This is a genomic window from Ralstonia sp. 24A2, from assembly GCF_051783885.1.
Taxonomy (GTDB): Bacteria; Pseudomonadota; Gammaproteobacteria; order Burkholderiales; family Burkholderiaceae; genus Ralstonia.
The window spans coordinates 933718-956100 of the sequence record NZ_JBPVZD010000001.1 but is presented as its reverse complement, the minus strand read 5'-3'; the positions used below and the strand labels follow the sequence as shown (position 1 = coordinate 956100).

17 protein-coding genes and 1 tRNA gene are annotated in these 22383 nt (G+C 62.9%); 10 read left to right on the top strand and 8 right to left on the bottom strand.

Features of this window, described 5'->3' with window-relative positions:
• Window positions 1–5: 5 nt before the first annotated feature.
• Together ACS13N_RS04460 and ACS13N_RS04455 are read right to left on the bottom strand one after the other, a co-directional pair.
• Entirely contained in the window at window positions 6–710 is a 705-nt protein-coding gene (locus tag ACS13N_RS04460) for an outer membrane protein (protein ID WP_438930529.1), read from the bottom strand.
• A gap of 133 nt (window positions 711–843) precedes the next feature.
• Window positions 844–1983, bottom strand: coding sequence for a M23 family metallopeptidase (locus ACS13N_RS04455; RefSeq protein ID WP_438930528.1), 1140 nt, complete (start codon window positions 1981–1983; stop codon window positions 844–846).
• Between the two features lie 286 nt (window positions 1984–2269).
• Between ACS13N_RS04455 and ACS13N_RS04450 the strand changes: the two genes are divergently transcribed.
• Window positions 2270–2360: transfer RNA gene (locus ACS13N_RS04450), tRNA-Ser, on the top strand.
• A gap of 112 nt (window positions 2361–2472) precedes the next feature.
• On the opposite strand, the gene ACS13N_RS04445 is transcribed toward ACS13N_RS04450, so the two are convergent.
• Window positions 2473–4452 carry an alkyl/aryl-sulfatase gene (locus ACS13N_RS04445; protein ID WP_438930527.1) on the bottom strand — a complete coding sequence of 660 codons (1980 nt, stop codon included), beginning with the start codon at window positions 4450–4452 and terminating at the stop codon, window positions 2473–2475.
• 105 nt (window positions 4453–4557) lie between these two features.
• Between ACS13N_RS04445 and ACS13N_RS04440 the strand changes: the two genes are divergently transcribed.
• The gene (locus ACS13N_RS04440; protein ID WP_438930526.1) at window positions 4558–5448 is read left to right on the top strand and encodes a LysR family transcriptional regulator; all 891 of its coding nucleotides are present in this window, start codon (window positions 4558–4560) and stop codon (window positions 5446–5448) included.
• 147 nt (window positions 5449–5595) lie between these two features.
• Here the strand turns inward: ACS13N_RS04440 and ACS13N_RS04435 are convergent, their stop codons facing one another.
• Entirely contained in the window at window positions 5596–5877 is a 282-nt protein-coding gene (locus tag ACS13N_RS04435) for a DUF7696 family protein (protein ID WP_438930525.1), read from the bottom strand.
• A 514-nt stretch (window positions 5878–6391) separates the two neighbouring features.
• On the opposite strand from ACS13N_RS04435, the gene ACS13N_RS04430 reads away from it, so the two are divergent.
• Together ACS13N_RS04430 and ACS13N_RS04425 are read left to right on the top strand one after the other, a co-directional pair.
• Entirely contained in the window at window positions 6392–8395 is a 2004-nt protein-coding gene (locus ACS13N_RS04430) for a CocE/NonD family hydrolase (protein ID WP_438930524.1), read from the top strand.
• A 542-nt stretch (window positions 8396–8937) separates the two neighbouring features.
• Window positions 8938–10509: a methyl-accepting chemotaxis protein gene (locus tag ACS13N_RS04425; protein ID WP_438930617.1), complete on the top strand. Its 1572-nt coding sequence runs from the start codon at window positions 8938–8940 to the stop codon at window positions 10507–10509.
• 66 nt (window positions 10510–10575) lie between these two features.
• Here ACS13N_RS04425 and ACS13N_RS04420 read toward each other — a convergent pair whose 3' ends face one another.
• Window positions 10576–12642, bottom strand: coding sequence for a sodium:solute symporter family protein (locus ACS13N_RS04420; RefSeq protein ID WP_438930616.1), 2067 nt, complete (start codon window positions 12640–12642; stop codon window positions 10576–10578).
• A 19-nt stretch (window positions 12643–12661) separates the two neighbouring features.
• Window positions 12662–14644, bottom strand: coding sequence for an acetate--CoA ligase (gene acs / locus ACS13N_RS04415; protein WP_438930523.1), 1983 nt, complete (start codon window positions 14642–14644; stop codon window positions 12662–12664).
• A gap of 203 nt (window positions 14645–14847) precedes the next feature.
• Between acs and ACS13N_RS04410 the strand changes: the two genes are divergently transcribed.
• From ACS13N_RS04410 to murI, 5 genes are all read left to right on the top strand, one after another.
• Complete coding sequence (locus tag ACS13N_RS04410; protein WP_438930522.1) at window positions 14848–15807, top strand: DMT family transporter; 960 nt, start codon at window positions 14848–14850, stop codon at window positions 15805–15807.
• Window positions 15808–15843: 36 nt separating this feature from the next.
• Window positions 15844–16401, top strand: coding sequence for a hypothetical protein (locus tag ACS13N_RS04405; RefSeq protein WP_438930521.1), 558 nt, complete (start codon window positions 15844–15846; stop codon window positions 16399–16401).
• Window positions 16402–16513: 112 nt separating this feature from the next.
• Window positions 16514–17053 carry a TIGR00645 family protein gene (locus ACS13N_RS04400; RefSeq protein WP_438930520.1) on the top strand — a complete coding sequence of 180 codons (540 nt, stop codon included), beginning with the start codon at window positions 16514–16516 and terminating at the stop codon, window positions 17051–17053.
• 173 nt (window positions 17054–17226) lie between these two features.
• Window positions 17227–18750 (top strand): fumarate hydratase, encoded by a 1524-nt coding sequence (locus tag ACS13N_RS04395; RefSeq protein ID WP_438930519.1) that lies wholly within the window; start codon window positions 17227–17229, stop codon window positions 18748–18750.
• 7 nt (window positions 18751–18757) lie between these two features.
• Window positions 18758–19579: a glutamate racemase gene (murI, locus tag ACS13N_RS04390; RefSeq protein WP_438930518.1), complete on the top strand. Its 822-nt coding sequence runs from the start codon at window positions 18758–18760 to the stop codon at window positions 19577–19579.
• A gap of 9 nt (window positions 19580–19588) precedes the next feature.
• On the opposite strand, the gene ACS13N_RS04385 is transcribed toward murI, so the two are convergent.
• Window positions 19589–19969, bottom strand: coding sequence for a winged helix-turn-helix transcriptional regulator (locus tag ACS13N_RS04385; RefSeq protein WP_438930517.1), 381 nt, complete (start codon window positions 19967–19969; stop codon window positions 19589–19591).
• An 81-nt stretch (window positions 19970–20050) separates the two neighbouring features.
• Here ACS13N_RS04385 and ACS13N_RS04380 point away from each other — a divergent pair, with 81 nt between their 5' ends.
• Window positions 20051–20710 (top strand): NADPH-dependent F420 reductase, encoded by a 660-nt coding sequence (locus ACS13N_RS04380; RefSeq protein ID WP_438930516.1) that lies wholly within the window; start codon window positions 20051–20053, stop codon window positions 20708–20710.
• 105 nt (window positions 20711–20815) lie between these two features.
• On the opposite strand, the gene ACS13N_RS04375 is transcribed toward ACS13N_RS04380, so the two are convergent.
• Window positions 20816–22099, bottom strand: a complete 1284-nt coding sequence (locus ACS13N_RS04375) for a dicarboxylate/amino acid:cation symporter (protein WP_438930515.1) — start codon at window positions 22097–22099, stop codon at window positions 20816–20818.
• Window positions 22100–22383: the final 284 nt, after the last annotated feature.

The window sequence follows — 22383 nt, the reverse complement described above, 5'->3', positions numbered from 1 at the left end:
GGTTTTTAGAACTTGTAACGTGCACCCAGATAGATTTCGTGCGAGACCAGTTTTGCGCGCAGCATTTCATCTTGCATGCCGACAGCGTTGGTGAATGCGTTCCAACCGCTTTCCGTCTTGCCCATATCGACATAGCGGTAGCCCAGATCCAGGGTCAGCTTCTTGATCGGGGAGTACGAAACACCCGCACCCAGCGACCACGCCAGATTGGTCTGGCTTGCTGAGTTGAACGGACCGCCAAAACCATTGGCCGGATTGATCTGCGCGCCTTCCGATTTCAGCATGGCCAGACCCAGACCGCCCATGGCGTACACCGACACGTTCTTGGCAACCGCGAAGTCACGGTACACATTGGCCATGACGCGCTGCGATTTGATGTCGTGATAATTGTTGCTGGGCCAACGGGTCGAACCGCTCACAAAGGAATCGGTACGCGGCAGCGTGTATTCACCTTCGACACGCCAGCCGTTGGCGAAGTCGTAACCCAGAGCGAACGACCCCGTAACGAGATTAGCGCTGTCGTCAATCGAAACGAAGCTACCGATCCGCGGGCGCGCAGTGGAAGCCATGTCGTCGGCCTTGTGCTTGGCGCCAACGATGCGAGCAGCGCCGTAGTAGCCTTCTTCCTTCGAGGCATCAGCGGCTTGGGCAAATGCGGCGCCCGAGAACAGCAGCGCCAGCGCGCCAGGCAGTGCAAGAGTCTTGATCATGAAAACGGTCCTTGAAACGATGAGAGGAGAGAGACCTCCATCGTAAGAAGCGCGCCGTTCTCGTAGAACCCGGTTGGCTACGGGTGACGCCTCCGTAGCGCTACGGAGGCGGGCCGCAGACTTGGCATATGCATCAACACACGTTGCTCTGGGCGGCAGATGTCGCCACCACCGATGCAGGCCCAGCGCCTGCAAGACGCATCATCGCCAAGGTGGCAACACGCTGGAATGCCGCGAGTTGATCGCCGCGTAGCGCTTGCGTGCTTGCCTTGTGAATCAAGGCAAGCGGATCGATAGGCCGGTCGTCACGACGGACTTCGAAATGCAGGTGCGGTCCGGTTGCCGTTCCGGTACGGCCAACCGCACCAATACGTTGCGCGCGATCGATGGACATTCCCACCCGCAGCTTGGGTTCGATCCTGGAGAGATGCGCGTAGTAGGACGTGTGGCCATCTGAATGCCGGATGACCACATATTTTCCGTAGCCGCGCCGCTCATTGCCGATATGCGCAACCACGCCCGCCTCGGACGCGCGCACAGCCCTGCCGATCGGCGCCGCAAGGTCAACGCCGGAATGTCCGTGATGGACACCCGTAACAGGATGCGTGCGCTCGCCGAAGTCCGAACTGATACGTGTCGGCTGAATCGGCAAGGTAAAGCGCAGCCCCGCCATGAGCGTGCCGTCGAATCGATAGTAGTCACCCTGCGGACGCTCGTTCGTTGCAAACCAGACACCCGCGTAGCGCTTGCCCTGGAACCGCACCTCGATCGCGGTCAGGCGGATTGCCTGCTCGCAACAGGCATCAGCAACCGGTTCGTAGGCGACACGGAAGTAGTCACCCGCCATACCTCGCGCCGACATGTCGACGCTTCCGCGAAGCAGTCGCGTGATCTGCTGCAACAGGTCGCCCGGCAGATCCGCGCGCGTGAGCGCCTTGCGAAGCGTGCTCGCGATCTCGCCCGCCCGTATGCCGGATTGCAAATCTGCTGTCGGCGACTGCACCGCAGATGCGCCCCACGGCGCATGGAAGGGATTGGAGAAACGCACATCGACAAGGTTACCGGCCGTTGGCGTGAATGCCACGTTCGACACAGTTGGTGCATCCGCTACCGGCGTCACACCCAATGCGGGTGCGGGGATGACTGCCGTCATGGATCCGTACAACAAGGCAAGACACGCGCAGAGTGAGCGCCGGATTCGACGCGTCGGGATGACGTTGCCAGCAGGGTGACCTTGTTCGCGTGCGAGACGGGAAGGCAGGTCGAACTGCATGACGTCGTCACTCGCTTGAGAATCAAAAAAATTGGGGCATGCCGCACGACACAAAAATTTGCGTCGCGCTAGGCATCGGGGTCGAATGTACCGATGCGTTCCTTGCGGGTGTATAAGACCTGTCCGATTTGGCGCTATGAATTGCACCCCGGTTGGCGGCAGCGCGCTGGGAGGTGGCGAATGGCTCGCTTCCCGTGAGATTCGTGTCGACGCATCACCGAACTTGGGCCGAGACCACGTGTGGGGCTTGGCGTCCTTGCGCGGTGTGCTACAATCGCGGGCTTCCGGAGAGATGGATGAGTGGTTGAAGTCGCACGCCTGGAAAGCGTGTATAGGTTAATAGCCTATCAGGGGTTCGAATCCCCTTCTCTCCGCCAAGAATTCCCCAAGAAAAAGCCCTGGTCTTCCAGGGCTTTTTGCATTTCATCTACGGCGACCCGCAGTGCGGGCGGATCGAGCATACCGCTGCCTGGCACGCTAGAAAAAGCATCACGGCGCCGCTTGCGGAGTGACGATACTGAAATTGCCATCAAACGTATCCAGCATGCCAAACAGCACAGCCACCGCTTTGTGATCGCCATCGATGCGGATGCTGCCGTTGCGCATCGCGTCCGGCAAGCTCAGTTGCTTCAGGCTGATGCGATCGAGGGTGGCCTTGTCCAGCGTGATCGACGCGGCGGGACTGGGGGACTCGGCGTCGCTCAAGTAAGTCAGCGCGCTGTTACGCAGCGTCATGACATAGCGCTGCTGGAGGTCGGTGAAGTTCCAGTTGAGCGTCATGGTCTTGCCGGCTGCCTTGCTGCCGTTGAGCCGCACCGCCATGTAATCGAAGAAGTTCGGCACCGTCAGCGCTCGCACGAGATCCGGCGAGCTCGCGCCGCTCGGGCGCTTCCGGTCGACACCGGAGCGCAGCTCCTGCGCACCGCTCAGGTAGATGTTGCGCCACGTGGCGTTCTCGCTCTGGTAGCCAAGCTGTTCGAGTGCGTCGGCCTGCAGGGCGCGTGCGGCGGCGTTGTCCGGATCGGCAAACACCAGTTCATTGCCTATCTGGGCCACCCAGCGGTATTCGCCACGGCTGTATGCCTCGCGCAACTTGGCGAGCACGGCATCGGCGCCCCCCATCCATTCAATGGTCTTCCTGGCGGTCTGCACGGGCGGCAATGGGTTCAGGTGAGCCGGGTTGCCGTCAAAGAAGCCGAGATAGCGCTGGTAGATAGCGCGCACGTTGTGGCTGACCGATCCGTAATAGTCACGGGCGTACCACTTGCTGGCCAACGGTTCGGGCAGCTTGCGCAGCACGTCGGCGATTTCCGTGGGCGTGAGGCCCTGATTCAGCAGATGCAGCGTCTGGTCGTTGAGGTAGGCATACATGTCGCGCTGGTCGGAGAGAAACTCGACGATGCGCGCCTGCCCCCACGTCGGCCAATGGTGCTGGGCGATGAGGATATCGCTGCGGTTGCCATAGCGCTGCAGGGTCTGGCCGATGTAATACGACCAAGCCTTGGCATCGCGCACCTGCGCGCCACGCAGGGTCAGGAGGTTGTGCTGCGTGTGTGTGGCGTTTTCCGCTGCGCACAGGGTCCGCAATTGCGGGAAGTACAGGTTCATCTCGGCAGGCGCTTCGGTTCCGGGCGTGAGCTGGAACTCGATATCGATGCCGTTGATGCGGCGGGTGTCGATGTGCCTGCTGATCAGATCGGTTGGCGCGATCAACGTGATGGAGCCGCGCGACACGCTCTTGCCCAAGCCAACGTCGACCTGGCCGGTGGGGCTCTTCGGCAGGTTGGTGCCGTACATGTACTGCGCGCGCCGGAACATGGCGTTGCCCGCCAGCACGTTCTCACTCACCGCCTCTTCCATGAAGCCCGCCGGCGCGATCACCGCGACCTTGCCGCTCTTCACGTCGGCCTCGTTCACGATGCCCTTGGCGCCGCCAAAGTGGTCAACGTGGCTGTGCGTGTAGATCAGCGCCACCACAGGCTTGCGCGGACGGTGCGCGTAGTACAGCTCCATCGCCGCATGCGCTGTCTCAGCGGAGATGAGCGGGTCCATGACGATGAGGCCGGTATCTCCCTCGATGATGTTCATGTTGGAGATATCGGCGCCGCGCACTTGGTAAAGCCGGTCCGTCACCTTGAACAACCCGGCAGCATTGTTGAGCTGCGCCTGTCGCCACAGGCTGGGGTTGACCGTGGCCGGTGCAGCCTGCTCGCGCTCGAAGGCGTAGGCGCCGAAATCCCAGACCACGCGGCCATCTGCGGCACGAACGGCACGCTCGGGAAAGCGTGCGACCAGCCCGCGCTGCGCATCCTCAAAATCCTGACGATCGCTGAACGGCAGCGCCTTCAGCCACTGCGCGTTGGCTTCTGCGGTGATGGGCGTGGCGCCACCGGTTTCGGCCGACACGGCGCCGGCGTGAATGGCAAGCAGCGTGATGAGCGTGGGCAGTGTGGCGCGGCGCAGGATCATGACTGGACTCGACTCGACATGGGGAAAGAAGCGCCTATTTGAGCCAATCCCGACATATTATTCAATTGCAAATTTCTCATTAGTTCGATACGCGAGGCGCATACCTTGAACTTGAAGTGGCTTGAACACCTGATTGCCATCGAGGAGGAAGGTTCGATGGCCGCTGCGGCACGGCGCGTCCATCTGAGTCAGCCGGCGCTCACGCGCAGCATCCAGGGCCTGGAAGCAGAAGCGGGGGTTACGCTGTGCGATCGACGCGCGCGCGGCGTGACATTGACCATGGCGGGACGCATGGCCGCTGACCGGGCGCGGCGCATCCTGTTCGAAACGCGATGCCTGGAACGCGACCTGACCCTGGTTCGCGAGCACCAGATCGGCAACGTGCAGATTGGGCTGGGCCCGCTTCCCGCGGTGATCCTGCTGCCAAATATGCTGTGCACCATGCACCGGGACTGGCCCAAGCTGCGCATCTCAGCGGAGGTCAAGAGCGCTCCCGTCCTGCTCACGGCCCTGCACGCCGAGAAGCTCGACTTCATCATCGTCGAGCGCCGCGCGATTCCCATGGAAGCCGAGCTCAGGGTCTGGCGCCTGCGCCCTGACCCGAGCGGTCTGTTTGTGCGTGCGGATCATCCGTTGAGCGGCAAACGCGTGACACGAGCGGAAGTCCGCGAGGCGATGCTGGTATCGGTCCCGCTTCCCGCGCAGGGTCATGCACTGCTGCGCAAGGTACTGGGTTGCAAGCCGGGCGAAACCCTACCGTTTCAAGTGGAGAGCAATGATTTTCATGCGCTTGCGCAGCTGACTTGCCAGACGGACGTGGTCCTATTGGCACCCGCACGCGCGCTCAGGAAGGAACTGGAGACCGGCGCGCTGGTTCAACTCGACCTCCCGGAGTTCAGCGGCGCGACCATGGAGTTTGCCGTCGTGCATCTGGCACAGCGCACGCTATCGCCAGCAGCCGAGCGGGCGATTGCGGCGATCGATGCCGTGACGTAAAGCCGCAAGTGACGCTATCTCAATCACCCGGGTTGTCGAACCACGCCAGACAATCCGGATGAAAAACAAAAGGCCCGTCTCTCGACAGAGCCTTTTGCATCCCACGTGCCGACACGTCATGCGTGCCGGCATCCCCCTCGCATAACCTCAGTGCAGCGTTGCCGGCGCCTCGCTCAGCAGCAACGTCTGCGTAACCTGTTCGCGGATCGACTGGGCCTTCATCAGCAGGCGCAGCGCGATGTCGGCACCACGGCTGGCGGCCACACGCTCGATGAAGGCGGTGCGTGCGCGCTCGTTCAAGGTGGCGACATGCGCGGCTTCAGACCACACCTGCCAAGCGGAGGGTTGCCCCGCAAACTGCTGGCGACGGCGCAGCAGGTCTGAATCGATGGCAGCGGCAATCTCGACATCCTGAATGGTGCGGTTCATGGTGGCCCCTTCTGTCTGTGCGTGGCGCCCTGTGCCGGGCGAGTCTGACCGGATTACGCAACGTCTGTGCCAGTCTTGACGACAGGACGATGGCCACCGTTTTGCCCGATTCGCGCTCGGGACGTACCTGTTTGAAACGCAATGCCGGCAAGCTTTTGCTTTCCAGCCCCCTACCTTGGTGGGGTGCAAATTCCTCATCCGAAAACGGCGCGCTGGGGGCGTTTCTCTGACGTTCGTTACGCGGTGCGTTACGTAACGTGCCGGATGTTTCGCGCAGAGAACACGTGCGGGTGACGACGCCAAGCCCGCCGCACGCCTGACGTCGGTAGGCATGCTTGGTGCTTTATCGACTGCGCCCAAGCTGCTGGCGCGCGGTCGAACGTGTCACCCACCCTTCCCCGCGCCAGTCCCTTCGCTTGCCCAGCTTCCTGATCGGAGGCGACTTGCCACGTGCCGCCCCACCCGGCATGCCGGCCATTCCCTCTAAATAAGCGCAATCAAAAGGAGACACCCCATGCAGATGGACAACCCACGTGTGCGGCTGGGCCGCACGTTGACGTCGGCGCTGTTGTGCGCGGCGCTTGCGCTGTCCGGCTGCGGTGGCGATGACAGCAGCATCGCCACCGCCGGCAGTACACCTGCCGATTCAAACACCACCCTACCGTCGACCAAGCCGGCGGCCGTCAACTGGACCACGCTCGGTACGCGCGCCACCCCAGCGCAGCCGGGCACGTCCATCACGACCAACGCAAATGCCAAGTGGGTCGACTACAACCCGCCGGTGCTCTACGCCGGTATCGCACGACAAGCCACGCAGTACATCACGATGCCAGACGGCACCAAGCTGGCCGCCTATGTCACGTTGCCGGCCGACGCCTCGGGCAACACCGCCACGGGCACGTTCCCGACAGTGCTCGTGCAGACCTCGTACAACGGCGGCAACGCGCAGTACACGGCGTCCATCGGCGCTGCGCTGGGCGGTGCTGACCCCTACATCGTCCAGCATGGCTACGCGACGGTCGTGGTGGACGTGCGCGGCACGGGCCAGTCGCAAGGCACGTGGGATGCATTTGGCGCGGATGAACAGAGCGACTACGGCCACGTGGTCGACTGGGTCACGCAACAGCCCTGGAGCAACGGCGCCATCGGCCTGTATGGTGTGTCGTACCTCGGCATTACGACGGTCATCACGGCTGCGCAGAATCATCCGGCGGTCAAGGCGGCCTTCCCCATCGTGCCCATCGGCGACGGTTACCGCGACATCGTCTTCACCGGCGGGCAGACCAACCTGACGTTCATTCCGGCGTGGTTCGGGCTGGTGTCGGTGTTGAGCCTGACCGATCCGACACTGGTGACGAATCCAACCATCGGCCTGCCGGCGGTATTGCAGCACTTGGTGTCTGCGGTGACCAGCTTCCAGTTGCCGACCATGCTGCAAGCCTTGCTCGGTACGACTGCCACCGCATACGACGGGGCGTTCTGGGCCACACGCTCACCGTTGGAGAACGACGGCAAGATCAAGGTGCCCACCTTCGTGGTCGGCGGCCTGCACGATCTCTTCCAACGCAGCGAGCCGCTCACCTACGAGGCGATCAAGACGCAGACGCCGGCCAAGCTGCTGATCGGCCCGTGGACACATCTGCAGGCAGCGCTGGGCAGCGGGCTGCCCGTTGACGGTGTACCTCCGCTCAACCACATTCAATTGCAGTGGTTTGACCAGTATGTGAAGGGCATGAACGTGGGGGCCGATGCGCTACCCAATGTCACGCAGTACGTAACCGGCTACGGCCACTACGCCACCGCGACCGACTGGCCGCATCCGGAAGTGCAGGCGCAACCGCTCTATCTGCGCGGCGACAAGAGCCTGTCGGGCACCGCACCGGTTGCCAACGAGGCGGCCAACCAGGTGATTCAGCAACCCCTGAACGGCGCGTGCTCGATCAGCCTGTCGCAATGGACGGCTGGCCTGACTGGCTTTGTTCCGCTGCCGTGCCAGACCGACGACACCCTCGCCGAAGCCGCCGACGTGAAGTTCGAGACGCCGCCCATGCCCGCAGATACGTATCTCAATGGCCCGATCGAAGCCGATGTGTGGGTCTCCACCACCGCGCTTGACGCTGGCGTATCGGTACGCATTGACGACGTGGATGCCGCCGGCAACGTGACGCCTCTCACCGATGGCCTCCAGACTGCCTCGCTGCGAGCGGTGGATGCCAGCCGCTCACGCACGATGAACGGCCTGATGATCCAACCGTGGCATCCGTTCACGCCCGACACCGTGCAGCCGCTCATGCCGGGCAAGGCCGTGCTGGTGCCGGTGGAGGTGTTTCCGACCAGCGCCCTCATCGCCAAGGGCCACAAGCTGCGCGTGGCCGTCGGTGCGAGCAACCTGCCACAGGGCGTGCCGCCGCTGCCCACCCTGCTCAACTCGCTGATTGGCGTGCTAACGGTCTATAGCGACGCGGCGCACCCGTCCAAGGTTGTACTGCCCATCGTGCCGGCATCTGCCCTGCAGTAAACGAGGCTCATTCGCATCATTGGCCCGCCCTTCGAGGCGGGCTTTTTTTATCTACACATAGGGAACGTCGGAAATAGGTAGATGGATTAATACATGGACAAAGAACATTCCATATATGGATCAACGCAGAAAATCAACTTCACACCACATTTTAATTAACCAAAATCAGGTAGTTTCCCCTCCACTTGGCGGGTGATTCGCAAAACTCATCGCGCAATCCGAAATTGTGTAGAAGCCATAGGAAGAACCACCGCTACGCCTTGTAGATCAAGGCCATCACGGTCTTAGAAAGAACTAAGTGGAAACCTGCACAAAATTTATGTTCAGGATTTTCAGACCCCGCCGATAACCCCGTGAAGATCACCTGATCCAAGCCGGAATAACCGGTCTCACCTTCCCCGGGTGACGCTTTCGAAGTCCGCAGCAAACGGCAATAAAACGGTGGCAGGTTCGCCCACTTATTTCACGCCATACCGGGCAGCCAAGCCGATCATGATTGCACCAATCTTGCAAGACTGGAGGACGCTGTGAACCTTTCCCAGATGACCATCAAGGCCAAGCTCACCGCCGGCTTTGGCGTGCTGGCAGCCATCGTCGTCGTGGTATCAGGCATGTCGCTGCGCGCGCTGTCCAACTCAACCGAAGGCTTTTCGAACTTCGTGCATGGCATTAACGCCCGCGCGGAAGTTGCCAACCTGGTGCGCACGGCGGTGGATCGCCGCGCCATCGCGGCACGCAATCTGGTGCTGGTGGTGACGCAGAAAGACCTGGAGCTTGAGAAGGCCGAGGTATTCCGCGCGCATGAAGACGTGCAGAACCGGCTCAAGGAACTCAAGGAACTGATGGCCAAGGCCAAGGATTCCGACGATCGCGCCCGCTCGCTGGTCGCCGATATTGACAGCGTGGAGTTGCACTATGGCCCCGTGGCGACCGACATCGTGTCGCTGGCGCTGGCCGGCAAGCGCGAACAGGCCATCCAGAAGATGGACGACGAATGCCGCCCGCTGCTGGCCCAACTGGTTGCCGCAACACGCGCCTATGCCAACTACACGCATGAGCGCCAAGAGCAACTCGTGAAGGACTACGACGCCAACTACGCCAACCAGCGCAACATGCTGATCGCCCTGTCGATCGGTGCCGCGCTGCTGGCGGTGATTGCAGGCATGATCATCACACGCTCGATCACGCAGCCGATCCGTGTTGCCGTGGACGTGGCCAAGACCGTGGCGCGCGGCGATCTGAGCAGCCGCATCGACGTGCGCGGCAAGGATGAAACCAGCCACCTGCTCTCTGCCCTGCGCGACATGAACGGCCGCCTGACGGAGATCGTCGACAAGGTGCGTGACAGCAGCGGCAGCGTGGCCGGTGCCGCCAAGCAGATTGCCGCCGGCAATGCCGACCTGAGCCAACGCACGGAAGCGCAGGCATCGTCGCTGCAGGAGACGGCGGCCAGCATGGAAGAGCTGACCTCCACCGTGAAGCAGAACGCCGACAACGCCCAGCAAGCCACGGCGCTGGCGGCCAACGCATCGGAAGTGGCACAGAAAGGCAGCACGGTGGTCAGCCAGGTGGTGTCGACCATGCAGGACATCAGCGACCGCTCCAGCAAGATTGCCGACATCACCGGCATCATCGAGGGCATCGCCTTCCAGACCAACATCCTGGCGCTGAACGCCGCGGTGGAAGCTGCACGCGCAGGTGAACAAGGCCGCGGCTTTGCGGTGGTCGCCAGCGAGGTGCGCAGCCTGGCACAGCGCTCGTCCACGGCGGCCAAGGAGATCAAGGAACTGATCGCCTCATCGGTGGAGCGCATTCACGATGGCTCCACATTGGCTGGCGAAGCGGGTCACACGATGACCGAAGTCACACAGGCCGTGGCGCGTGTCACGCACATCATGGAAGAAATCGCCGCAGCGTCCATCGAGCAGCGGCGCGGCATTGAGCAGGTCAACCAGGCGATCTCGCAGATGGACGAAGTCACGCAGCGCAATGCGGCATTGGTGGAAGAAGCCGCCGCCGCATCGCAATCGCTGCAGGATCAGGGGCAGGAACTCAACGCGGCAGTGGCCTTCTTCCGCATCGATCCGCAGGCCTTGCATACCGCGCACGCCTGAGCCGCACACCGTATTCTCCAAGCCGTCATTGAGCCCGCTGCCGAGAGGTCGCGGGCTTTTTTTGGCCTACAGCGGATCGCGCAGATAGCCGACCAGCTTGTCGACCACCGGCCGGTTCGGCTTGGTCAGCAGGCTGACGACAATGGCTGCCACAAACCCGGCCGGCACGCCAAACGCGCCCGAGGCAATCGGGTCCACGCCAAACCAGGGCTGACCCAGGATGCCCGTCATGCGCGTGAAGAATGGATAGTTGACGAAGATGTAGTAGACGCTGACCACCAGCCCCGTGAGCATGCCGGCAATGGCACCCGCGCGGTTGGTGCGCTTCCAGAACACGCCCAGCACCAACACCGGGAAGAAGCACGAAGCCGCCAACGAGAAAGCCGCCCCCACCAGAAAAAGAATGTTGCCCGGTTTGAGCGAGGTCACATACGCCGCCAGCAGAGCCACGCCCAGCAGCACCACCTTGGCACTGGTCACGCGCCGCTGGTGGCTGGCCGTGTTGTCGATCATGTGGAAATACACATCGTGCGACAGCGCGTTGGCGATCGTCAGCAACAGGCCGTCGGCGGTCGACAGCGCGGCCGCCAGCGCACCGGCGGCAATCAGCCCAGACAGCACATACGGCAGCCCGGCGATCTCGGGCGCGGCCAGCACCACCATGTCCGGCTGGATCATCACCTCGGCCCACTGGACGATGCCGTCTCCATTGATATCGCGCAGCGTCAGCACAGCCGGATCGACCTTGCGCCACGGCACGATCCATTGCGGCAGATCAGCGAACGGCGTGCCCACCAGATGCTGCAGCAGATCCAGCTTGACGAGCGCCGCCAGCGCCGGCGCCGAGACATACAGCAGCGCCACGAAAAACAACGTCCAGCTCACCGAGTTGCGCGTTTCGCGCACCGACGGCGTGGTGTGAAAGCGTGTGAGGATGTGCGGCAGGCTGGCCGTGCCCACCATCAGGCAGAACACCAGCAGCACAAAGTTCAGCCGCTCGGTGCCGCGCTCGGCCTCAGACTTGGACGGAAACGGCTCGCTGGACGGTGGCGCTGCGCGACTGCGCTCCAGGGCCGCTTCGCGCTCTAGGTTCCACAGAATCGACGCGCTGGCCGCATCCGCAGGAAACTCCTCGCGCGCACGCTCCAGCGTCTTGATCTCGCGCAGCGGCGCATTGCGCTCACGCGCCAGCTTCAGTTGCGTGTTCAGCGCTTCGCGCGATTCATCGAACGATTGCGGCAGCCGGGCAATGCGCTCCTGCAGCGCCTGCGCTTCTGCCAGGAAATGGTCGCGCACGCGCTGCTCGGCCGGATCGTGGGCAATGCGCTGCTCTTCCTTTTCGATCTGCTGCAGCAAATGGCCGGTCGAGAGCTGCGGCACCGGATCGTGATACCGGTGCCAACCAATCAGCCCCACCACGCCCAGGAACGACACGATCATGATGATGTACTGCGCCACCTGCGTCCAAGTCACGGCACGCATGCCCCCCAGGAACGAGCACACCAGAATGCCCGCGAGCCCGAAGAACACCCCTACCGAAAACTCCACGCCGATGAAGCGCGTGACCACCAGCCCCACCCCCTGGATCTGCGCAACAAGGTAGACGAAGGAACACAGCGTCGCGCCCAACACGGCAATGCCGCGCACCACCGAGCTGCCCCCACGCTCGCCATTGCCATAACGTGTGGCAAGGAAGTCCGGCACCGTGTAGCCGCCAAATTTGCGCAGGTACGGCGCCAGCAGAAAGGCGACGAGGCAATAGCCCCCGGTCCAGCCCATCACATAGGCCAGCCCCTCATAACCCGAGGCGAACACGATGCCCGCCAGGCCGATGAACGAGGCGGCGCTCATCCAGTCGGCCGCGGTGGCCATGCCGTTGAAGAACGCGGGCACGCGGCGCCCGGCCACGTAATACTCGGTCAGATCAGCCGTGCGGCAGATCAGCCCGATGCACGCATAGATGGCGATGGTGACGAACAGGAACACATAGCCGAGCCACACGCCCGGCCCGCGCACGTGCTCGATCGCGCCCATCATGGCGATGAACAGCAGCAACCCTACGGTGTAGAGCCCGTAATACAGAAACAGCCGCTTGCGAAAGCGGCTGTCTTGTTGGGGGTCAGTAGCCAAGATTGGCGACCAGCGCTGGCGGTTAGCGTGTTTCCTTCAACTGATCGAGGATGGCCGGGTTCTCCAGCGTGGACGTGTCCTGCGTAATGTCCTCACCCTTGGCCAGGGAGCGCAACAGCCGGCGCATGATCTTGCCGGAGCGCGTCTTGGGCAGGTTGTCGCCAAAGCGGATGTCCTTGGGCTTAGCGATCGGGCCGATCTCCTTGCCCACCCAGTTGCGCAGGTCAGCGGCAATCTGCTTGGCTTCGTCGCCATCGGGACGCGAGCGCTTGAGCACCACGAACGCGCAGATGGCCTCGCCCGTCATGTCATCCGGGCGGCCCACCACTGCCGCCTCGGCCACCAGCGGGTTCGCCACCAATGCCGACTCGATCTCCATCGTGCCCATGCGGTGGCCCGAGACGTTCAGCACGTCGTCAATGCGGCCCATGATGGTGAAGTAGCCGGTGTCCTTGTCGCGGATGGAGCCATCGCCTGCCAGGTACAGCTTGCCGCCCAGCTCTTCCGGGAAGTAGCTCTTCTTGAAGCGCTCCGGGTCGCCCCAGATGTTGCGGATCATCGACGGCCACGGACGCTTGACGACCAGGATGCCGCCCTGCCCGTTCGGTAGATCCTGCCCGGTTTCATCCACGATGGCGGCCATGATGCCCGGCAGCGGCAGCGTGCACGAGCCCGGCACCAGCGGCGTGGCACCCGGCAGCGGGGTCATCATGTGGCCGCCGGTTTCGGTCTGCCAGAAGGTATCGACCACCGGGCAACGGCCGCCGCCGATGTTCGTGTGGTACCACATCCAGGCTTCCGGGTTGATCGGCTCGCCCACGGTGCCCAGCAGGCGCAGGCTCGACAGGTCGTATTGCTTCGGGTGGACCTTTTCGTCGGCCTCGGCGGCCTTGATGAGCGAGCGGATGGCCGTCGGCGCGGTGTAGAAGGTGTTGACCTTGTGGCGCTGGATCATGTCCCAGAAGCGGCCAGCGTTCGGGTAGGTCGGCACGCCTTCAAACACGACCTGCGTTGCACCGGCAGCCAGCGGCCCGTAGGCGATATACGTGTGGCCGGTCACCCAACCGATGTCGGCCGTGCACCAGAAGACGTCGTCGGGCTTGAGGTCGAAGGTCCACTGCATGGTCAGCAGCGCCCACAGCAGGTAACCACCCGTGCTGTGCTGCACGCCCTTCGGCTTACCGGTCGAACCCGAGGTGTAAAGGATAAACAGCGGGTGCTCCGCGCCCACCGGGGTGACTTCACAGGTGTCCGGCTGGCCGGCTTCGACCTCGTCCATGGCGCGGTCACGGCCATCCACCCAGTTCACGTTGCCACCGGTGCGGCGGTAGACGATCACGTGCTTGACGCCCTGCGTGCCCTCCATGGCCAGCGCTTCATCGGCGATGGCCTTGAGCGGCAGCGCCTTGCCGCCGCGCATCTGCTCATCCGCCGTGATGAGCGCCACGGCACCCACGTCGACAATGCGCTCCTGCAGCGACTTGGCCGAGAAGCCGCCGAACACCACCGAGTGCGTGGCCCCGATGCGTGCGCAGGCCTGCATGGCAACGATGCCTTCCACCGACATCGGCATGTAGATGACGACGCGATCGCCCTTCTTGACGCCCAGTGCCTTCAAGCCATTGGCAAAACGACAGACGCGTGCATGCAGTTCGCGGTAGGTGACGCGGGTGACCTTGCCATCGTCGGTTTCGAAGATGATGGCGACCTTGTCGGCATTGCCGTTCTCAAGGTTGCGCTCGAGGCAGTTGTACGAGGCGTTGATCTCGCCGTCTTCAAACCACTTGTAGAACGGCGCGTTGGATTCATCCAGCACCTTGCTGAACGGCTTGTGCCAGAGCAGGTGCTCGTGCGCGAGGCGCGCCCAGAAGCCTTCGTAGTCGTGCTCAGCCTCAGCGCACAGGGCACGGTATGCGTCCATGCCGGCGATGTTGGCCTGTTTGACGAAGGACTCGGGCGGGTCGAAAACGCGCAGTTCCTGCAGAACAGATTCAATGCCAGCCATGTTGTCTCCTGATAGCGGTGTCTGTAATCGTTTTGCGGCGAATCTAAGCGGCTGACCTGACTCCAGCCTTACGTATCTGACGCCGCAATTTGACGCGAAGGGCATTACTATAATGCGTCACTCAGCACTGCGGCACGCATCGCAATGCAACATGATCGGCCTGAAAGCCGCATCCTGCGCCGTTTTCCACCCAGTTCGTCATCGTGCCCATTCACGCCTTTTTCCTGATCGCTGCCATGGCACTGGTCGGCAGCAACGTCGGCTTCGGCAAATCAATCGTCGCCGTCATGCCAGTGATGCTATTTGCGTTGCTGCGCTTTCTGATCGCCATCGTGTGCATGGCGCCGTGGTACAAACCGTCGCGCATGCAACGCGTGACGCGCGGCGAATGGACCAACCTCTTCCTGCAGGCGTTCTTCGGCACGTTCGGTTTTACGCTGCTGATGCTGAACGGCGTGAAGCTCACCTCGGCGCTGGCCGCCGGCATCATCACCAGCACGATTCCTGCCGCGGTCGCATTGCTGTCGTGGCTGGTGCTGCGCGAGAAGCCGTCGAGGCGCACGCTCGTGTCGGTCGTGCTGGCAGTGGCGGGCGTGGCCATTCTCAATGCCTATCGCGGCGGCGAATCTTCTAGCGCGGCCCCCACCGATACCTCGCAGGCGCTGCTGGGCAATGCGCTGGTGATGGGCGCGGTGCTGTGCGAGTCGATCTACGTGATCCTGTCGCGGCGGCTGACGCAAACGTTGCCCGCCATCGAGATCTGCGCGTACACGCACCTGATCGGCGGCCTGCTGATGCTGCCGCTGGGTCTCGTGCCACTGCTGACATTCGATGCATCGAACGTGCCGGCTTCCATCTGGGGCCTGGTGGTCTGGTATGCGCTGTCGGCCAGTATCTTCTCGTTCTGGCTGTGGATGAAGGGCATCCGGCATGTGCCGGCGCATCTGGCGGGCGTGTTCACTTCGGTACTGCCGATCGCGGCAGCCACTTACGGCATCGTCGCGCTGGGTGAAACGCCTGGCTGGCCGCATGCCGTGGCGCTGGCCTGCGTGGTGGCAGGCATCCTGGTGGCGAGCTGGCCGGCACGGCCGCGCTTGCCAGCGCGACGCGGGCGGGTGGTTGATCCGCTGGACCCGCTCGATCCGTCGCTGGATCGCGAATAGCAACCACACCTCAACCGCGCAATAGATCGCCACCTCATGAACCGCTATTTCCGCCTCAGCAGCCTGCGTGTCTTTGGCGCGCCTGTCTATGTCCACTGGACCGTCCTGGCGGTCTCGGCCGTCCTCTTGGCGTACTCCATCAAGGCGCCCTTCACGGCCCTGGCAGCGCTGTGCTCCTACTTCGGCATCATCCTGTTGCATGAGACCGGACACGCCTACTTTGCGCAACGCGCCGGCGCCCGGACCGAGGCAATCTACCTCGGCCTCTTCCACGGCATGTGCGTACACGAGACGCCAGCGCGTGAACGCGACATCTACGTGATTGCCTGGGGCGGTGCGCTGGCGCAGCTTGCGGTGGCGCTGCCGTTGATCCTGCTGGCGAACGTCACACCCGCCGCACGTTTGCCGATCGTCGGCGAGGTGGTGCTGTATCTCGGCTACGTCAGCCTGCTGGTCGCGGTCATCAACCTGATCCCCGCACCGGGCCTCGATGGCGAACGTGCGTGGCGCCTGCCGCGCTGGCCGTTTGGATCGGGCAGGCAGAACGCGACGACCAAACCCAAACGGGCCAAGCACCTGCGTCGGGTCAAATAGCAGGGAGCACCGGACGGCAAGGGGGGGACAGATGTAAGCCACCTCAAGTCGCCCCGACATCACGGAACGCTACAATCACGCGGTTTTTCGTCCACCCGCCCCGTTCCGAACAATGAAGTCGCCCACTGCCCCGCTGCGCCCGATTCCCCGCCTGATCTTCTTCTCCCGCTGGCTGCAATTGCCGCTGTATCTAGGGCTGATCGTCGCCCAGGCAGCCTACGTGTACCTGTTCATCATCGAGGTCTGGCATCTGGTCTCGCATATGACGGAGCTGGACGAGACCAAGATCATGCTGGCCGTGCTGGGCCTGATCGATGTGGTGATGATCTCCAACCTGCTGATCATGGTGATCATCGGTGGGTACGACATCTTCGTGTCCAAGCTCGGTATCGAGGGCCATGAAGACGAGCCCGAATGGCTGGACCACGTGAACGCGGGCGTGCTGAAGGTGAAGCTGTCGATGGCGCTGATCAGCATCTCGTCCATCCACCTGCTCAAGACTTTCATCGATGCCGCCCAGAAAGACACGCACACGATCCTCTGGCAGGTGGTAATCCACGTGGCCTTCCTGGTCTCGGCGCTGGTGATGGCTTGGGTGGACCGCCTCGTTTCGCATGCGCACCCACAGGGTGAGGCTGCCGAGGCACATTGACGCAGCGCCTTGTCGGCACGGTCATTCCGACCAATCCGGTCGGACAATCCAGCCCTGACATTGGGTGTATGATCTGCGGCTGTTCTGAGCCAGCGGCGCCCGCCGCTGGTGCGTAGTGCACATCACTGCCCTACCGCATCCCGGTTTCTCATTCCTATACGTTGGTCCCCACCATGACCGTCATCCGTCAAGAAGACCTCATCCAGAGCGTCGCCGACGCGCTGCAGTACATCAGCTACTACCACCCGATGGACTACATCACTGCTCTGGGCCGTGCCTATGAGCAGGAACAAAGTCCGGCGGCCAAGGACGCCATCGCGCAAATCCTGACCAACAGCCGCATGTGCGCAGAAGGCAAGCGCCCGATCTGCCAGGACACCGGCATCGTCACCGTGTTCCTGAAGGTGGGCATGAACGTGCGCTGGGACGGCGCCACGATGAGCCTGGAAGACATGGTCAACGAAGGCGTGCGCCGCGCGTACAACGACGTCGACAACAAGCTGCGCGCCAGCGTGCTGGCGGATCCGGCCGGCAAGCGCACCAACACGAAGGACAACACCCCGGCCGTGATCAACATGTCGATCGTGCCGGGTGACACGGTGGACGTGATCGTCGCGGCCAAGGGCGGCGGCTCGGAAGCCAAGTCGAAGTTCGTGATGCTGAATCCGTCCGACTCGATCGTCGACTGGGTGCTCAAGACCGTGCCGACCATGGGCGCCGGCTGGTGCCCGCCGGGGATGCTGGGCATCGGCATTGGCGGCACGGCGGAAAAGGCCATGCTGCTGGCCAAGGAAGCCCTGATGGAGCCGATCGACATTCAAGACCTGATCGCACGCGGCCCGAGCAACCGTGCGGAAGAACTGCGCATCGAGCTGTACGAGAAGGTCAACGCGCTGGGCATCGGCGCGCAGGGCCTGGGCGGCCTGGCCACCGTGCTCGACGTGAAGATCCTGGACTACCCGACGCACGCGGCCAACCTGCCGGTCGCGATGATCCCGAACTGCGCCGCCACCCGCCACGCGCACTTCACGCTGGACGGCAGCGGCGTTGCCAAGCTGGAAGCACCGGACCTGTCGCAATGGCCGAAGGTCGAGTGGGCACCGAACACCGAAACTTCGAAGCGCGTGGACCTGAACACGCTCACGCCGGAAGAAGTCGCCTCGTGGAAGCCGGGCCAGACCCTGCTGCTCAACGGCAAGATGCTCACCGGCCGCGACGCCGCGCACAAGCGCATCGCCGACATGCTGGCCAAGGGCGAGAAGCTGCCGCTCGACTTCACCAACCGCGTGATCTACTACGTCGGCCCGGTCGATCCGGTGCGCGATGAGGTCGTTGGCCCGGCCGGCCCGACCACGGCCACCCGCATGGACAAGTTCACCGAAACGATGCTCGCCCAGACCGGCCTGATCGCCATGGTGGGCAAGGCCGAACGCGGCCCGGTCGCCATTGAATCGATTCAGAAGCACAAGTCGGCCTACCTGATGGCCGTGGGCGGTGCCGCTTACCTGGTGTCGAAGGCCATTCGTGGCTCGAAGGTGCTGGCGTTCGAAGACCTGGGCATGGAAGCCATCTATGAGTTCGACGTGAAGGACATGCCAGTCACCGTTGCCGTCGATAGCTCGGGTACGTCGGTCCACAAGACCGGCCCGGCGGAATGGCAAGCGAAGATCGGCAAGATTCCGGTCGCTGCTGCTTGATTCTTCTATGACGACACGCGCGCAGGCACCGGTCGGGGTCTTCGATTCCGGCCTCGGAGGCCTCTCCGTCCTGCGCGCGATTCGCGCCGAACTGCCGGCCGAATCGCTGCTCTACCTGGCGGACTCCCGCCATGCCCCATACGGGGAAAAATCTCCCGAGTACATTGCGGATCGCACGCTGCGAGCGTGTGAGTGGCTGGTCGAGCAAGGCTGCAAGGCGCTGGTGATCGCATGCAATACCGCCACGGCGCAGGCCGTGCACGTGCTGCGCGAGAAACTGGCGGTGCCGGTGATTGGTGTCGAGCCAGGCCTGAAGCCGGCGGTCGCACACTCCAAAAGTCGCGTGGTGGGTGTGCTCGCCACGGAGAGCACGCTGCGCAGCGAGAAATTCGCGCGCCTGCTGGCGGCGGTTTCCGGTGATTGCAAAGTGATGAGCCAGCCGGGCTACGGCCTCGTCCCGCTGATCGAACACGGCGACACGCGCTCCCCCGCCGTGCTGGAGCTGCTGCAAGCCTATCTGCAACCGATGCTGGATGCTGGCGCCGACACCCTGGTGCACGGCTGCACGCATTACCCGTTCCTGGAAGACGCCATCCGCGAGATTGCGGGCGATCGGTTGACACTGATCGACACCGGCCACGCCGTCGCACGCCACCTGGGCCGGACGCTGGCAGCAGCGCAGCTGCAGGCTTCAGGGCAAGCCGCATCGCCACGCTTCATGACCACCGGCGATGTGCTTCCGCTGCAAGCCATGGTGGCCGCGTTGCTGGGCGAAGCGCCAATGGCTAGCCAAGTCTTGATTGGCGACACGGCTCTGGTGACCCCGTAGTCGACTCCCTCACTCAGCAAACTTGCGGTCGAAGGCACGGTTGTTGGCTTCGATCACCTTGAGCGAGTCCTCCGCCCAGGTTTTCAGGGCAATCACTAGCGGCAACAAGGTACGCGCGAGCGGGCTCAACGCATATTCCACACGCAGCGGCCGTTCATCGTAGACGTACCGCTCGATCAGACCGTCGCGCTCCATCGCGCGCAGCGTCTGCGTCAGCATCTTCTGCGAAACCCCTTCCAGACGCCGCCGGATGTCGCCAAAACGCATCGGCGCATCTTGCAACGCCACCATCGTCAGCACCGTCCATTTCTGTCCGACACGCGCCAATACGCCACGAGATGGACACACTTTCAGGAACGCATCCGGCGGGAGTTTGATTTTTCGCGACATAGTTACTCTTAGGTACCTAATTGACGATGGAAACCATTATCGGAAAGATGAGGCCTCCCAATCAACCTTAGGGTGCAAACCATGAAGATTGCGTTTCTTGGCGGTGGAAACTTCGGCGGCAACCTGGCCAGCCTGCTCGCGGCAGCCGGTCACGACGTGGTGGTGGGATTGCGCGATGTCACGCGTGCACGCCCGGGCGCCAACTATCGCGTGACATCGCTGGAAGAGGCAGCCGCCTACGGTGATGTTGTCGTGATCGCCATGCTGTACCAGGCGTGCGCCGACACCCTACCGCCGCTGGCATCGCACTTGTACGGCAAGATCGTCGTGGATGCGACCAATGCGCTGCAAGACGACTGGTCACCGCTGCCGCTGGGGGCATTCGCCTCCGCCGCTGAAACGCTGCACCACCTGCTCCCCGCCGCCAGGCTTGTCAAGGCGTTCAACACGGTCTTTGCGGACATCATGACGCGGGACCGGCTTGACCGCAGCGGACAGCCGGTCACGGCGTTCATTGCCGGCGACGATGCGCAAGCCAACACTGTCGTTGCAGACATCGCCGCGAGCGCGGGATTCGCTCCTGTCGTCACAGGCCCCTTGAGCAACGCCCGCTATCTCGAGGCCATGGCGCATCTCAATATCCAGATCGCCGTGCGTCAGGGCGGTGGGACGGACGCTGGGTTCGTCTATCACCGGGCGGACGGGGCACGCGCTCCGCGCGCCTCACAGCAGCACGTCTGACTGGCCTGAAAAAGCAAAAGGCCCCGATCACGCCGGGGCCCTTTGCATCCAGGCCTGTTCGAAGGCCTGGCACCTCATGCCGTCAGACGACGGCTTTGCGCTGCGTTATACCGACGGCTGAGCCGGTGCAGCAGAACCCACCGACTCGCCTTCATTCACCTCTTCGTCGGCCGGCTCATACTTCGCCACCACGGCCGTGGCCAGGCTGTTGCCGATCACGTTGGTGGCCGTGCGGCCCATGTCGAAGAACTGGTCGATCCCGATGATCAGCAGCAGACCCGCCTCCGGCAGATGGAACATCGGCAGCGTAGCCGCCACCACCACCAGCGAAGCACGCGCCACGCCGGCCATGCCCTTGCTCGTCAGCATCAGCACCAGCAGCAGCGTCAGTTGCTGCGCGAAGCTCATCTCGATGTTGTACGCCTGCGCGATGAACATCACCGCAAACGCCTGGTACATCATCGAGCCATCGAGGTTGAACGAGTACCCCAACGGCAACACAAAGCTGGCAACACGCTTGGGCACGCCAAACTTCTCCAGCGCTTCCATCGTCTTCGGATACGCTGACTCGCTGCTCGCCGTGGCGAACGCGAGCATGGTCGGCTCACGAATCAGCCCCAGCAGGCGGCCCAGCGAACGGCCCAGCAGCACATAGCCGACGAAGAACAGGATCGCCCACAGCAGCGCCAGGCCCAGGTAGAACTCGCCGATCAGCTTGCCGTAGGTGACCAGCACGCCCACGCCTTCCACCGTGATGGCGGCGGCCATGGCGGCAAACACGCCCAGCGGAGCAAAGCGCATCACGTAGTCGGTAATGCGGAACATCAGCTTGGTCAGCTCTTCCAGGCCACGGCCGATCACGGACTCCATCGGGTTCTTCATGGTCGACAGCGCGGCGCCGAAGAACAGCGAGAACACCAGAATCTGCAGGATTTCGTTGTTGGCCATCGCCTCCACGATACTGCGCGGGAACACGTGCGTGATGAAGGCCTTGAGCGTGAAGTCGCCGGTCTTCAGACCCGACGTTGCCGCCATGTCGGGCAGCGGCAGATTCATGTGCACGCCCGGCTGGAAGAAGTTAACCAGCAGCATGCCCAACGCCAGCGACGTGGCCGATGCGCACACAAACCAGATCATCGCGCGCAGGCCCACGCGGCCAACCGCGCTGCCACCACTCATGCTCGCCAGCCCCGTCACCAGGGTCGAGAACACCAGCGGCGCGATGATCATCTTGATCATGCGCAGGAAGATGTCGGTGATGATGCTGAAGTACGAAGCGATGTCCTTGGCCGCCGCGGCGTCCTTGGCATATTCGTGGCAGCCCCAGCCGACAGCGATACCCAGCACCATGGCAATGCCGATGTGGGAGGTCAGACGTTTGGTGTTCAAGACTTTCTCCAGGAATTCCCCGGGGCCGGAGGGCGGTCACGGGCCAGCGGATCTTGTGTGGACCAAGGGCGGCCCAAGTTCGTCACGCTTTGTAAAAAGCGAGGATATTAGACAAGCAGATGGCAATCGTTATGTCGATGTTGCATAGCAACATGCAAATTTTGCATAGATTGCCATGCCCTGGCTGATGGCCGGTAGCGGTGGCGCACAGGCATTGGCATCGCGCAACATCGACGGAATTATTGAGCGGTACGCAATGCCGTCGGCGCATACCAACAAGCGTC